Genomic DNA, 13,400 nt, shown 5'->3' on the forward strand with positions numbered 1-13,400 from the left:
GGCTTCCCAGCGTGTTCGCGGTGCACCATGCGGTTTCCCGGCTGCCGACGAATGCGTCTCCCGGCACGCCCGAATGAACCGTTTGCCACACGGCTTACCTCGCCGGGACGCGCCAAGCCCAGAACATCCCCCGCCACTCCCAGGGGGGCGGCCCCGAGGCCAGTCTATCGGCGCCTCCGGACAAAACCCCGGGTGAAGCCGCCCGGTCGGTTCGGTTGCCCACAAGTCGGTCACCCTGTGGACAACCCCGCGGGACCCGCTCAGCTCACCGGCTCCACGATGCCCGCCCGGGCCTCCGGGGCCGCTGACCTCAGCGCGTCCGCCGCTTCGTCGCTCGGCTGGGACTGGGACTTGCGCTCCGCCTCCACCCGGGCCCGGTAGACCTCGATCTCGTGCTTCACCGTTTCGGGTGACCAACCCAGAACTTCACCCACCAGAGTGGCCACCTGCGCGGCGCAGTCCACCCCTCGGTGCGCGTACTCGATCGAGATGCGCGTCCGGCGGGCCAGGACGTCCTCCAGGTGCAGCGCGCCCTCGTGCGAAGCCGCGTACACCACCTCCACGCCCAGGTAGTCCGGGGCGTGCTCGATCGGCTTCAGCAGCTCCGGGCGGCCCTCCGCCGACGCCAGGACCTCGTGGACCAGGGAGCCGTAGCGATCCAAAAGGTGCCTCACCCGGTACGGGTGCAGGCCGTGCTCGGCCGCCAGGTGATCCGCCTGGTTGACCAGCGCGTGGTAGCCGTCCGCGCCCAGCAGGGGGACCTTGTCCGTGATCGACGGCTGGGAACGGCCGGGCAGGTCCACCGCCGCCGCGTCGACCGCGTCCGCCGCCATCACCCGGTACGTCGTGTACTTGCCGCCCGCGATCGCCACCAGGCCCGGGGCCACGCGCGCCACCGCGTGCTCGCGCGAGAGCTTCGACGTCTCTTCGCTCTCCCCCGCCAGCAGCGGGCGAAGGCCGGCGTACACGCCTTCGATGTCGTCGTGCGTCAGCGGCGTCGCCAGGACCGTGTTGACGTGCTCGAGGATGTAGTCGATGTCGTGCTTCGTCGCCGCCGGGTGGGCCAGGTCGAGGTTCCAGTCCGTGTCCGTCGTGCCGACGATCCAGTGGTTGCGCCACGGGATCACGAACAGCACCGACTTCTCGGTGCGCAGGATCATCCCCGATTCCGACACGATCCGGTCGCGTGCGACGACGATGTGCACGCCCTTGCTCGCGCGCACCCGGAACCGGCCGCGGCCGCCGGACAGCCGCTGCAGCTCGTCGGTCCAGACGCCGGTGCAGTTGATCACCGCGGCCGCCGAGATCTCCGTTTCGCGGCCGTCCTCGACGTCGCGCACCCGTACGCCGGACACGCGGTCGGCCTCGCGCAGGAACCCGACGACCTGGGTCGACGTCCGCACGACCGCGCCGTAGTGCGCCGCCGTCCGCGCCACCGTCATCGTGTGGCGGGCGTCGTCGGACTGCGCGTCGTAGTAGCGGATGCCGCCGATAAGCGCCGAGCGCTTGAGCGCCGGCACCATCCGCAGCGCACCCGCGCGGGTGAGGTGCTTCTGCCCCGGGACGCTGCGGGCGCCGCCCATCGTGTCGTACATCAGCAGGCCCGCCGCGGTGTACGGCCGCTCCCACACGCGGTGCGTCAGCGGGTAGAGGAAGCTGACCGGCTTCACCAGGTGGGGCGCGATCGTCGTCAGCATCAGCTCGCGCTCGCGCAGCGCCTCCCGGACCAGGCCGAATTCGAGCTGCTCGAGGTAGCGCAGGCCGCCGTGGAACAGCTTGCTCGACCGGCTGGACGTCCCGGAGGCGAGGTCACGGGCCTCGACGAGCGCGACCCGCAGACCGCGCGTCGCGGCGTCCAGCGCCGTGCCGGCCCCGACCACACCGCCGCCGATGACGACGAGGTCGAACGTCTCCTTGCCGAGCCGCTGCCACGTCTCTTCCCGCTTGACCGGGCCCAGTCGAGCCGGGTTCGTCTCCGCTGCGTGCTGAGCCACGTGACATTCCTCCTCGTGCCGGCGAGGCTTCCAGCATCGCACGACCCGGTGATCATCCGCCCGTCCACGGATGACACTTGTGGCGTAACCCTCCGCGATCTTGAAAAGATTCGGCTCTCCGGTGCTTGGACGTAGCTTCTACGCCCCGGTAACGTCGCGCGAACGTGGGTCGGCAACGGAGCCGTGGCACGCCGTGATCGACCCTGCGCAGATTGTCCAGTGTGGAGGTGCAGCGGTGAGTGCTGGGGCAATAATCGTCTGGGAACTATTGGGAACGGCCGCCCTGATCCTGCTCGGCAACGGTGTGGTCGCGAACCACGTCCTCCGGAAGACCAACGGCAACAACGGCGGCATGCTGTTCATCAACTTCGGCTGGGCGTTCGCCGTCTTCACCGGCGCCAGCATCGCCGCGCCCAGCGGCGCGCACCTCAACCCGGCGGTGACGCTGGGCCTCGCCATCGCCGACAAGACCCCGTGGGCCGACGTCCCCTTCTACTTCATCGGCCAGTTCGCCGGCGCGATCATCGGCGCCATGCTCTGCTGGGCCACCTACAAACTGCAGTTCGACGACCACCCCGAGCCCGAGAACACCCTCGGCATCTTCTCCACCGGCCCGCAGATCCCGAACATCGCGTGGAACCTCGTCACCGAGGTCATCGGCACCTTCGTGCTGGTCGCGTGGATCCTGCTCAGCCCGACCTACGCCGCCGGTGACGGCGGGACGCCGAACTTCGGCAACGCCGCGCTGGGCTACGCGGGCGTCTCGTTCGTCGTCCTCGTGATCGGCACCTCACTCGGTGGCCCGACGGGGTACGCCATCAACCCGGCGCGTGACCTCGGCCCCCGGATCGCGTACGCGTTCCTGATGCCGATCCGCAACAAGGCCAACGCCAACTGGGGCTATTCGTGGATCCCCGTCGTCGGCCCACTCGTCGGCGGTGCCCTCGCCGCCCTGCTGTACCTCGTCGTCCACAACCTGACCTGATCGCCCGATCGACGGATTTCCGGGAGCACACATGACTTCGTACGTAGCCGCGATCGACCAGGGCACCACCTCCACCCGGTGCATGATCTTCAACCACGAAGGCCGCGTCGTCTCGGTCGACCAGCGCGAGCACGAGCAGATCTTCCCCCGCGCCGGCTGGGTCGAGCACAACGCCGAAGAGATCTGGGAGAACACGCGCCGGGTCGCCGCGGGTGCACTGGCCAAGGCCGACCTCACCGCGAAGGACATCGTCGCCGTCGGCATCACCAACCAGCGCGAGACCGCGCTGGTCTGGGACAAGACGACCGGCAAGCCGGTGTACAACGCGATCGTCTGGCAGGACACCCGCACCGACCGGATCGTCACCGAACTCGGCAACCTCGGCGGCGGGCAGGAGCGCTACCGCGACAAGGTCGGCCTCCCGCTCGCGACCTACTTCTCCGGCCCCAAGGTCAAGTGGATCCTCGACAACGTCGAGGGCGCACGCGAGAAGGCCGAAGCCGGTGACCTGATCTTCGGCAACATGGACACCTGGGTGCTGTGGAACATGACCGGCGGGGCCGACGGCGGCGTGCACGTCACCGACCCGACCAACGCCTCCCGCACCATGCTGATGGACCTCGACACCCTGCAGTGGGACGCCGAGATCGCCGGCGAGATGGGCATCCCCCTTTCGATGCTGCCGGAGATCCGCTCCTCGTCCGAGGAGTACGGCAAGGTCCGCGAGAAGGGCGCGCTGGCCGGCGTCCCGATCGCGGGCATCCTGGGCGACCAGCAGGCCGCGACGTTCGGCCAGGCCTGCCTCTCGCCCGGCGAGGCCAAGAACACCTACGGCACCGGCAACTTCATGCTGCTCAACACCGGCACCGAGAAGGTGATGTCGCAGAACGGGCTGCTCACCACGGTCTGCTACAAGATCGGCTCGAACGACACGGTCTACGCGCTGGAAGGCTCCATCGCCGTCACCGGTTCGCTGGTGCAGTGGCTGCGCGACAACCTCGGCATGATCACGACCGCGGCCGAGATCGAGGAGCACGCGCGCAGCGTCGAGGACAACGGCGGCGCGTACTTCGTCCCGGCGTTCTCGGGTCTGTTCGCTCCTTACTGGCGGTCCGACGCTCGCGGCGCGATCGTCGGGCTCACCCGGTTCGTCAACAAGGGCCACCTCGCCCGCGCGGTGCTGGAGGCGACCGCCTTCCAGTCGCGCGAGGTCATCGACGCGATGAACGCCGACTCCGGAGTTCCGCTGAAGTCGCTCAAGGTGGACGGCGGCATGGTCGTCAACGAACTGCTCATGCAGTTCCAGGCCGACATCCTCGGCGTGCCGGTGATCCGCCCGGTGGTCAACGAGACCACCGCGCTGGGTGCCGCGTACGCCGCCGGCCTCGCCGTCGGGTTCTGGAAGTCCGAGGACGACATCCGCACCAACTGGGCCCAGGACAAGCAGTGGGACCCGTCGATGGACGACGCCCGCCGCGAGCGCGAGTACCGCAACTGGAAGAAGGCCGTCACGAAGACCTTCGACTGGGTCTCCGAAGAAGACTCAGAAGACTGAGAGGACTGACCGGCCGGGGCCGGGGGTGCCGCCTGGTGGCGCTCCCGGCCCGCCCGGGTCACCCTTCCCAGCCCTCCGGCTCGCCCGACTGCTCGTTCGGCGCGATGAGCATGAACGGCACGCCCTGGTCGTCGGTGACGCGCAGTTGCCGCCCGTACGGCGAGTCGAACGGTTTCCCCTCGACCGTGCCGCCGAGCTCGGCGACCCGGGCCGCGCTCGCGTCGACGTCCGCCACCCAGAAGTACGCCGACCAGTGCGACGGCACCTCGGGCGCCGCCGCGCCGAGGCCGCCGACCGGACGCCCGTCGAGCAGCAGGACCGCGTACGTGAAGCTGTCGCCGGAGATGTCCTGGAAGCCGTAGCCGAAGACCTCCTCGTAGAACGCCTTCGCCGCCGCGTAGTCACGGCTCAGGCACTCGTTCCAGGCCACGGTGCCCGGGGCCGCGGTGACCTGCGTGCCGATGTGGTGGCCGGCCTCCCACAGGCCGAAGACCGCGCCCGCCGGATCCGCCGCGACGGCCATCCGGCCTTCCTTCAGCACCTCCATCACCGGCATGACGATCCGCCCGCCCGCCTCGGTGATCGCCGCGGCCGTGCGGTCCACATCGGACACCGCGAGGTACGTCGTCCAGAACGCCGGGATGTCCTGGCCCGGTGGCGTCCGCCCGATGCCGGCGACCGGGCGTCCCCGCAGCTCCGCCATGCCGTAGAAGCCGGTGTCCTCACCGCCCCGCTGCACGTTCCAGCCGAACAGGCCGCCGTAGAAGGCGACCGCCTTCGCCTGATCGGGCACCATCAGGTCCACCCAGCCGGGCGTACCTTCGGGCCATCTTTCGTCCCGGAACACCATGTCGACTCTCCCAACCCTCGTCTGCGCCGCCTCTGGTGACGACCGGCACAGTGTGGCACCGGGCACCGACAAAAATGGAAAATCAGGCCTGGACCAGCCGGGCGTAGACGACGATGTTGTCGACGTAGTTGTGCGCGCTCCGGTCGAACACGCCGCCGCAGGTGATCAGCCGCAGCTCGGGACCGGCCGTGTCGTCGTAGACGCCTTCGGCCTCGAAGTCCTTCTTCGGCACCTGGTGCACCTTCGTCACTTCGAACACGGCCGTCGTGCCGTCCTGGCGGGCGATCGAGACGCGGTCGCCGGCGGCCAGCTCCTTGAGCCGGAAGAAAATTCCCTTCTGGTGGTTGCCGTCGACGTGCCCGAGCACGACGGCCGGCCCGGTTTCGCCCGGCGTCGGCGCGTAGGTGTACCAGCCGGCCTGCAGGGGCGTGGTCACCGGCGGGACCTCGATGGTGTTGTCCGGGTTGAGTCCCAGCGGGATCAGCGACGAGTGGGCGCCGAGCTTCGGGATGTCGATCGAAACGGGCTCGGACCTGGGCAGCGCCGCGACGGCGTCCTGGCTGCGCGCCTGGGGCACCGGGGCCGCGGCGACGGGCTGGGTGGCTTGGGTGGGCGCTGGTCGGGCAGTGTCCGGGCCGCTGCCGTCGGCGAGGGTCAGGACCAGCACCACCAGCGCGGCCAGCAGGGCCACGACGAGTGCGATCAGGAAGCCCCGCCTGCCGCCCGTGGTCCTCGTGCTCATGCTCTCCCCCGTCCCTCGACGGTCACACGTCCGGGTGGCCCGGACGGTTGAGCCGGGTCGCGGTCAGCGCCGCCAGGACCGCCGGGCCAGCACGAGACCGCCGCCGCCGACCGCCAGCACGCCCATGGCGCCCGCCGCGGCGAGCGGGTCGTCGCCGACCGGGCCACCACCGGTCTGCGGCGCCCCCGACGGTACCTTCGCCACCTGACGGTGGTCACCCAGGACGGTGAACTTCGCGGTCAGTTCCGCGCCGCCGCAGGAGAACGAGACCTGGTAGACGCCCGGCTTCGCGGGCCGGACGGTCGCCGACGCGGCCGCGGCGGGCGCCTTGGCCGGGTCGTCCTGCGGGCCGACACGTCGGAGCGCACCGACCTCGAGGACCGGGGACGCCGGGTCGCGCGTGCTCGCGGCGTCGCAGCCGAGCCGGATCTGCACCGTCGCACCCGGGCGGGCCGCGGTCGGCATGACACGCAGGTAGGCCTTCGGGTTCCCCGCGTGCCCGGCCGGCGTGGCGGCGAAAGCGGCCGGAGCCGAGAGCAGCAAGCCACCCGAAACGGCGGCGACGGCCAGCGCCTTTTTCATTTCCATCCCTTTTCCCTCCCCCGGGAGTTCTGCCGGGAAAGACGCCCTACCTGCGGCGAGGTTGCCCCTGGACACGAAAAAACCACCCCGGAGCGTGGCTCGCGGGGTGGTCGTGAACGTTTCGGGGAATCAGCCCGCCATGCTGCCGTCGCCGGCCTTCGCGGCGCCGGACGGCACCTTCGCGACCTGGGCGGCGGGCACCGTGAACTGCGTGGTGTAGGTCTGGCCGCCACACGTCACGGTCAGCGGGTACGTGCCCGCCGCGGTGCCGGGCTTCAGTTCGGCGTCGGCGCTGATGTTCGCTTCGGCGCCCATGAACGGGCCGGGGGTGTAGTTGGCGAAGGTGAGCACGGGCGACGAGAACGCCGGCGAAGGGCCTTCGCACTTCGCGAGCGCGACGTTCGGCGCGTCGCGGACGTACTTGTCCACCAGCGTCTGGTTGATCGCGGTGTTCACGTTGAGCTGGACCTTGCCCGCGGGAGCCTTCGGCGCCGGGCTCGGGGTGGTGCTCTGCGCCATCGCCGGTCCCGTCAGCACCGTCGCCCCGAACACCGCTGCCGCAACGAAAAACACCGTCTTGCGCACCTTCACCCCTTCGCGTCCTTCAGCCTTACCACCGACAAGACGCGACGGGGCGCGACGGGTTGCGTACGGGATCAGTCGAGATCGTCGTGGCGCATGAGCTGGCGCCCGGCCTCCGTGATCGAGCCCGACAGCGACGGGTAAACCGAAAATGTCAGTGCCAGGTGGTCCACTGTGAGCTGGTTCTGGACGGCGAGCGCGATGGGAAGGATGAGCTCGCTCGCCTGCGGCGCCACGACGACTCCACCGACGACCACGCCGGTGGCGGGGCGGCAGAACAGCTTCACGAAGCCTCGGCGGAGGCCCTCCATCTTCGCGCGCGCGTTCGTGGCCAGGGGCAGCATGATGGTGCGCGCGGGCACCTCGCCGGAGTCGATCGCCTGCTGGCTGATGCCGACGGTGGCGATCTCCGGGTGGGTGAAGACGTTGGCGGCGACCGTCTTGAGCTTGATCGGCGCGACGCCCTCGCCCAGCGCGTGCCACATCGCGATGCGGCCCTGCATGCTCGCCACCGAGGCCAGCATGAGCACGCCGGTGCAGTCGCCGGCGGCGTAGATCCCGGGAACGGAGGTGCGCGAAACGCGGTCGACGGTGATGAACCCGCCGGGGCCGAGCTCGATGCCGACCTTGTCGAGGCCGATGTCCTTCGTGTTCGGGACCGACCCGACGGTCATCAGCGCGTGGCTGGCTTCGATCACGCGGCCGTCGGCGAGGTGGATCTCGACGCCCTTTTCGGTGCGCTCGACGCGGTCGGCGCGCGCCTGCTTGGCGACGGTCGTCCCGCGCTGGGAGAAGACCTCTTCGAGCACCGCGGCGGCGTCGGCGTCTTCGTGCGGGAGGACGCGGTCACGGCTGGAGACGACGGTGACCTTGACGCCCATCTCGGTGTAGGCGGAGGCGAACTCGGCGCCGGTGACGCCCGAGCCGATCACGGCGAGGTGTTCGGGGAGCTCCTGGAGCTCGTAGAGCTGGCGCCAGTCGAGGATGCGCTCGCCGTCGGGCACCGCGCCGGGCAGCACGCGCGGGGTGGCGCCGGTGGCGATGAGGACGACGTCGGCGGGCAGCTTCTCGGTGCCGTCCTTCGTCGTGACGGCGACCTTGTGGGTCGCCAGGCCGGGCTCTTCGTCGCAGAAGCGGGCCTCGCCGGCGATGACGCGGACGCCTTCGCGCTGGACGCGGGCGCGGATGTCGGCGGACTGGGCGAGCGCGAGCCCCTTCACCCGGCCGTGGACGGTCGGGAGGTCGATGCTGGTGTCGGCCATGTCGGTGTTGATGCCGAGTTCGCCGAGGTCGTGCATCTTCGCCAGGGCGCCGGAGCTCGCGATGAACGTCTTCGAGGGGACGCAGTCGTAGAGGACGCAGGCCCCGCCCAGGCCGTCCCGCTCGACGATCGTGACGTCGGCTCCGTGCTGGGCCGCGACCAGCGCGGCCTCGTAGCCGGCCGGGCCCCCGCCCATGATCACGATCCTGGTCACCTGGGTCCTCCTCTGGGCTGTTCGTGCGGTGCTCTCACCGTACGCGGCGAAGGTGACCGGACACTGAAGTGGGCGAACACGGCGAGTGCGTCCACTCGGGTGAGGAAGGTGTCGCTACGCTGTCGGCGTGCCGTTGTATGCCGCGTACGGATCGAACATGGAGCCCGCCCAGATGCTGGAGCGCGCGCCGCACTCTCCGATGGCCGGCAGCGGCTGGCTGGAGGGGTGGCGCCTGACCTTCGGCGGCGAGGACCTGGGGTGGGAAGGTGCCCTGGCCACGATCGTGGAGGACCCCGGGTCACGGGTGTTCGTCGTGTTGTACGACGTGACCCCGCTGGACGAGACCGGGCTGGACCGCTGGGAAGGCGGCGAGCTGGGCATCCACTCGAAGATCCGCCTCCGCGTCCAGACGATGGACGGCTCGGTCCTGGCCTGGCTGTACGTCCTGGACGCCTACGAAGGCGGCCTCCCGTCGGCCCGCTACCTGGGCGTCCTGGCGGACGCCGCCGAGGCGGCCGGCGCCCCTGCCGACTACGTCGACGACCTCAGAACCCGCCCCTGCTCCGGCATCACCGGCTGACTCGTGTCGACCTCCCAATCACGCGTGTCGACCTCTCAATCACGCGTGTCGACCCTTCAATCACGCGTGTCGACCGTTCAATCACGCGCGTCGACCGTTCAATCACGCGTGTCGACCCTCTGATCATGCGGCTCGGCCGGATCGCCGGTCGAAGGCCTGCCGCAACTCGGTCAGCAGGCGGCTCGGGTCCCGGAGATCGGCTGCGGTGGCTCGAACGGTGATCCAGCCGCGGGCGGCCATACGCTGATCGCGCTCGAGGTCGTACTCGCGCCGGTCCTCGTGGGCGGCGAACCCGTCGTACTCGAGCGCAATCTGCCTGTTCGGCCAGGCCATGTCGAACACGTAGAGCTTGCGGCCGTCGATGGTCATGATCTGGTGCTGCGGGTCCGGCACCGGAAAACCGGCTTCGACGACGATCAGCCGGAGCACGCTCTCGGGAGGTGATTCCGCCTTGCCCGTGGCGAGGTCCAAGAGCATCAGAGCCCTGTGGATACCTCGTCGGTCCCGGCGATCCGAAAGACGATCGCGGACGTTCTCGCGAAGCTTCGCGCGGTGGTCCGTCGGCAGCCCTCGCATGGCTTCGTCGACAGCCGAAAAGGCCGCTCGCTTGTCGCCGTCACAGAGGAAGTCGGCCAGTGCCCGGTCGAGCAGGAACGTCGCGAGACCATCGATTTCGATGACGTCGTGATCACGGAAGCCGCCTTGGTGCACGACCAGGCCGGCACGCGATCGGATACGCCTCGAATAGGGCACCGTCACGTGGATCTCGCGCTCGTCGGCTGCGGAAATCCCATGCAGCGCAAGGGAAGTGACGCCAGCCAACGCGGCAGGAGGACCGACAGCGAGCAGAGCGGCCGCGGCTCTCGTCGGCAGCTTCAGCAAGTCGGCAGCGTGCACGACGACGCCTCTCCACGGCTGGGAGAGCACCCCCCGTTCGAGGCCTTCGAGGACTTTGCGTCGCCCCAGGATTCGATCGGCTTCGCCGCGCGAGAGCACTCCGTGTCGCCTTGCCCACTGGTTCACAAGATCGAGGATGAGGCCCGATCGGCCGGTCCCGGAAGGGCCTCAACCCTCATTCTGTGGACAACTACCTGCCTGTGGATAACTTGTGCACAACTCGCTCCGTGAAGGAGCAGTCGACACGCGTGATTGAGGGGTCGACACGCGTGATCAGAAGGTCGACACGCGTGACTGGAGGGTCGACACGAGTTAGGCGAGGGTGGTCAGGGCGGTGTGGACCAGGGTTCGGACTCCGCAGAGGAGGGCGCGCTCGTCCAGGAGGAACGTGGGGCGGTGGATGTCCGACTGGGGGGCCGGGGGGCCGGGCCAGACGCCGAGGCGGGCGAACGCTCCCTGGACGTGTTCCAGGTACCAGCCGAAGTCCTCGCCGCCGGAGGACTGCTCCGTCTGGGCCACCGCGCCCTCGCCCAACGCGGCCTCGACGCCGGCGCGCATCAGGGCCGTCGACTCCGGGTCCGAGACCACCGGCGGGACGCCGCGGCGGTAGTCCAGCGAGAAGCCGACGCCGGTCGGAGCCAGCAGGGACTCCACCGAAGCCGCCACCAGGGGCTCCAGGGCCGTCCAGACCTCGTGGTCGGCCGTCCGCAGCGTGCCGCGCAGGACGCCGTCCTGGGGCACCGCGTTGGCCGCCTGGCCCGCGTGGACGGCTCCCCAGACCAGGATCGTGCCGGAACGAGGGTCGACGCGGCGGGAGAGCACCGCCGGCAGGGACGTGATCACCGTGCCCAGCGCGTGCACCAGGTCGGCCGTCAGGTGAGGGCGGGACGTGTGGCCGCCCGGGGACGTCAGGCGCAGCTCGATCAGGTCCGCGGCCGACGTCAGCGCGCCGACGCGCATCCCGACCGAGCCCACCTCGAGGCGCGGGTCCACGTGCAGGCCGTAGATGCGCTCGACGCCCTCCAGCGCGCCCGCCGCGATCATGTCCAGCGCGCCGCCGGGCATGACCTCCTCGGCGGGCTGGAAGATCAGCCGCACGCGGCCGGGCAGCTCCGGCGCGCCGGCCAGCGCGCGGGCCGCGCCGAGCAGGATCGCCGTGTGGGCGTCGTGGCCGCACATGTGCGCCGCGCCCTCGATCGTCGACGCGTACGGCAGCCCGGTCGCCTCCGTCAGCGGCAGCGCGTCCATGTCCGCACGCAGCGCCACGCACCGCTCACCGGTGCCGATGTCGCACACCACGCCGGTGCCGCCCGGCAGCACCCACGGCTTGAGCCCGACCGAACGCAGCAGCGTGACGACCAGTTCCGTGGTCGCGAACTCGTGCCGTGACAGCTCCGGGTGCGCGTGGATGTGCCGCCGCCAGGCCAGCACGTCGGTGGCGTTGGCGCGCAGCCAGTCGTCCAGCCAGAACGGGCCGCGGCCCGCACCAAGGTCCTCCACGGGAGCCATGCTTACGCCGGCGTCGGAAATCAGCGCTTCGGACCCCTCCATGGGGTTGATGATGCGCCCTTGGGGGTCGCCTGGAACGTCCGGTCGTGAATCCAACACCGTCACGCCGCACCTCCTCCCGCAACACGGGTAACCCGCGCAGCGGCTGGGGTCACGCGTCGTGCCGATCGATCTGTCGTACGCATTTGCAGACGATCGTGCACCATGCAGGCGGCAAGCCGCCCCTCGAAAACGGCCGTCCGAGACGGCCGGTACCGGATCTGCGTTGAACGGCGGGCTCAGTTCGGCAAAGCCGAAGGCCTCAGGACCCCTTGGCCCGCTTCGAACGGATCTTGCGCCCCCAGATCACGATGGCGAGCAGGACGACCGCGAGCAGGCCCGCGATCAGCTTGTTCTTGGTCTTTTCGCTGTTCGCCTTGTCCGTCTGGGCCGGGTCGAGGACCGGGCCCGGCTCGACCGTGGTCTGCGCCGGGACCGGACCGGCGGGAACGTGCGCCGCGCTCACCGTGACGACGGCCGGCCGCACCGGCCCGGCGAGCGCCAGCGCCGGCGAGGCGGTGAACAGCACCGCGCCCAGCAGGCCGACCAGGACCAGACCCCGCAGTTTCGCCATGTCATCCCTTCGCCACGACCAGGCATTCTGCCCGCGGACCGCCCGCGCGTCAGCCACTGAACGCGTCGAGGATCCGCTGAGCACCGAGGGTAGCCGTCAGTTCACCGTCCCGCACCGCCCGTTCGACGTCGGGAACGACCGTTCGCACGTCCGGATGCGCCGCCAGCCGACCCAGCAGCTGCTCGCGGACCATCGCCCAGGTCCAGTCGACCTGCTGCTGCCGCCGCCGGGCGTCGAGTTCGCCGGACGCCGTGAGCGTGTCGCGGTGCTGCTCGATCGCGCCCCAGACCTCGTCGAGCCGCAGGTTGTGCAGGCCGCTGCAGGTCAGCACCGGCGGCGTCCACGACGCCTCGGGCCCGTAGATCATCCGCAGCGCGCCCGCCAGCTCACGAGCCGCACGCTTGGCGTCCCGCTCGTGGTCACCGTCGGCCTTGTTGACGGCGATGACGTCGGCGAGCTCCAGCACGCCCTTCTTGATGCCCTGGAGCTGGTCGCCGGTGCGGGCGAGCGTCAGGAAGAGGAAGCAGTCGACCATGTTCGCCACGGTCACTTCGGACTGTCCGACCCCGACCGTCTCGACCAGCACGATGTCGTAGCCGGCCGCTTCCATCAGCACGATCGTCTCGCGGGTCGCCCGCGCGACCCCGCCCAAGGTCCCGGAGGTCGGCGACGGCCGGATGAACGCCTGCGGGTCGACCGCCAGCCGCGCCATCCGCGTCTTGTCGCCGAGGATCGACCCGCCGGTCCGCGTCGACGACGGGTCGACGGCCAGCACGGCGACCCGGTGCCCCGCCGCGGTCAGGTCGGTGCCCAGCTGGTCGATGAATGTCGACTTGCCGACACCGGGGACGCCGGTGATGCCGACGCGCTGCGCCCCGCCGGCCGCGGGCAGCAGCTCGACCAGCAGCTCCTGCGCCAGCGCCCGGTGGTCGTCGCGCTGCGACTCGACCAGCGTGATCGCCTTCGACAGCGTCCCGCGGTCGCCCGCCAGGACGCCCTTGGCGTAGGCGGTGACGTCGATCTTGCGCGGCAACGG

General features: G+C 70.3%; 13 protein-coding genes. 3 read left to right on the forward strand and 10 right to left on the reverse strand.

Going from position 1 to position 13,400, the window contains the following annotated elements:
• Positions 1 to 260: 260 nt before the first annotated feature.
• Positions 261 to 1,994, reverse strand: a complete 1,734-nt coding sequence (locus ACLJOU_RS19995) for a glycerol-3-phosphate dehydrogenase/oxidase (protein ID WP_410569159.1) — start codon at positions 1,992 to 1,994, stop codon at positions 261 to 263.
• Positions 1,995 to 2,229: 235 nt separating this feature from the next.
• Between ACLJOU_RS19995 and ACLJOU_RS20000 the strand changes: the two genes are divergently transcribed.
• Both ACLJOU_RS20000 and glpK read left to right on the forward strand, forming a co-directional pair.
• Positions 2,230 to 2,979, forward strand: a complete 750-nt coding sequence (locus tag ACLJOU_RS20000; RefSeq protein WP_410569160.1) for an MIP/aquaporin family protein — start codon at positions 2,230 to 2,232, stop codon at positions 2,977 to 2,979.
• Positions 2,980 to 3,010: 31 nt separating this feature from the next.
• Positions 3,011 to 4,534 (forward strand): glycerol kinase GlpK, encoded by a 1,524-nt coding sequence (glpK, locus tag ACLJOU_RS20005; protein WP_410569161.1) that lies wholly within the window; start codon positions 3,011 to 3,013, stop codon positions 4,532 to 4,534.
• A 58-nt stretch (positions 4,535 to 4,592) separates the two neighbouring features.
• On the opposite strand, the gene ACLJOU_RS20010 is transcribed toward glpK, so the two are convergent.
• From ACLJOU_RS20010 to ACLJOU_RS20030, 5 genes are all read right to left on the reverse strand, one after another.
• Positions 4,593 to 5,384 (reverse strand): VOC family protein, encoded by a 792-nt coding sequence (locus tag ACLJOU_RS20010; protein ID WP_410569162.1) that lies wholly within the window; start codon positions 5,382 to 5,384, stop codon positions 4,593 to 4,595.
• An 82-nt stretch (positions 5,385 to 5,466) separates the two neighbouring features.
• Positions 5,467 to 6,126, reverse strand: coding sequence for a class F sortase (locus ACLJOU_RS20015; protein ID WP_410569163.1), 660 nt, complete (start codon positions 6,124 to 6,126; stop codon positions 5,467 to 5,469).
• A gap of 63 nt (positions 6,127 to 6,189) precedes the next feature.
• Positions 6,190 to 6,714 carry a hypothetical protein gene (locus ACLJOU_RS20020; RefSeq protein ID WP_410569164.1) on the reverse strand — a complete coding sequence of 175 codons (525 nt, stop codon included), beginning with the start codon at positions 6,712 to 6,714 and terminating at the stop codon, positions 6,190 to 6,192.
• Between the two features lie 123 nt (positions 6,715 to 6,837).
• Positions 6,838 to 7,293 carry a hypothetical protein gene (locus tag ACLJOU_RS20025; protein ID WP_410569327.1) on the reverse strand — a complete coding sequence of 152 codons (456 nt, stop codon included), beginning with the start codon at positions 7,291 to 7,293 and terminating at the stop codon, positions 6,838 to 6,840.
• Between the two features lie 71 nt (positions 7,294 to 7,364).
• Positions 7,365 to 8,765 (reverse strand): NAD(P)H-quinone dehydrogenase, encoded by a 1,401-nt coding sequence (locus ACLJOU_RS20030; protein WP_410569165.1) that lies wholly within the window; start codon positions 8,763 to 8,765, stop codon positions 7,365 to 7,367.
• Positions 8,766 to 8,892: 127 nt separating this feature from the next.
• On the opposite strand from ACLJOU_RS20030, the gene ACLJOU_RS20035 reads away from it, so the two are divergent.
• A complete protein-coding gene (locus tag ACLJOU_RS20035) occupies positions 8,893 to 9,345 on the forward strand; it encodes a gamma-glutamylcyclotransferase (RefSeq protein ID WP_285988293.1) in 453 nt (150 codons plus the stop codon).
• Positions 9,346 to 9,468: 123 nt separating this feature from the next.
• On the opposite strand, the gene ACLJOU_RS20040 is transcribed toward ACLJOU_RS20035, so the two are convergent.
• The 4 genes from ACLJOU_RS20040 to meaB form a co-directional block, all read right to left on the reverse strand.
• Positions 9,469 to 10,311 (reverse strand): DUF559 domain-containing protein, encoded by an 843-nt coding sequence (locus ACLJOU_RS20040; protein WP_410569328.1) that lies wholly within the window; start codon positions 10,309 to 10,311, stop codon positions 9,469 to 9,471.
• Between the two features lie 243 nt (positions 10,312 to 10,554).
• Entirely contained in the window at positions 10,555 to 11,856 is a 1,302-nt protein-coding gene (locus tag ACLJOU_RS20045; protein ID WP_410569166.1) for an amidohydrolase, read from the reverse strand.
• Positions 11,857 to 12,052: 196 nt separating this feature from the next.
• On the reverse strand, positions 12,053 to 12,364 hold the full coding sequence (locus ACLJOU_RS20050; RefSeq protein WP_410569167.1) for a hypothetical protein: 312 nt from the start codon (positions 12,362 to 12,364) through the stop codon (positions 12,053 to 12,055).
• Positions 12,365 to 12,413: 49 nt separating this feature from the next.
• Positions 12,414 to 13,397: a methylmalonyl Co-A mutase-associated GTPase MeaB gene (gene meaB, locus ACLJOU_RS20055; RefSeq protein ID WP_410569168.1), complete on the reverse strand. Its 984-nt coding sequence runs from the start codon at positions 13,395 to 13,397 to the stop codon at positions 12,414 to 12,416.
• Positions 13,398 to 13,400: the final 3 nt, after the last annotated feature.

Origin of the sequence: Amycolatopsis sp. cmx-4-61, assembly GCF_046548775.1 — a bacterium.
Classification (GTDB): domain Bacteria; phylum Actinomycetota; class Actinomycetes; order Mycobacteriales; family Pseudonocardiaceae; genus Amycolatopsis.

What these genes read in the sequence shown, in the direction of transcription:
- glpK (WP_410569161.1), top strand. Translation starts at nt 3,011, where the DNA reads ATGACTTCGTACGTAGCCGCGATCGACCAGGGCACCACCTCCACCCGG.
- ACLJOU_RS20010 (WP_410569162.1), bottom strand. Translation starts at nt 5,384, where the DNA reads ATGGTGTTCCGGGACGAAAGATGGCCCGAAGGTACGCCCGGCTGGGTG.
- ACLJOU_RS20015 (WP_410569163.1), bottom strand. Translation starts at nt 6,126, where the DNA reads ATGAGCACGAGGACCACGGGCGGCAGGCGGGGCTTCCTGATCGCACTC.
- ACLJOU_RS20020 (WP_410569164.1), bottom strand. Translation starts at nt 6,714, where the DNA reads ATGGAAATGAAAAAGGCGCTGGCCGTCGCCGCCGTTTCGGGTGGCTTG.
- ACLJOU_RS20050 (WP_410569167.1), bottom strand. Translation starts at nt 12,364, where the DNA reads ATGGCGAAACTGCGGGGTCTGGTCCTGGTCGGCCTGCTGGGCGCGGTG.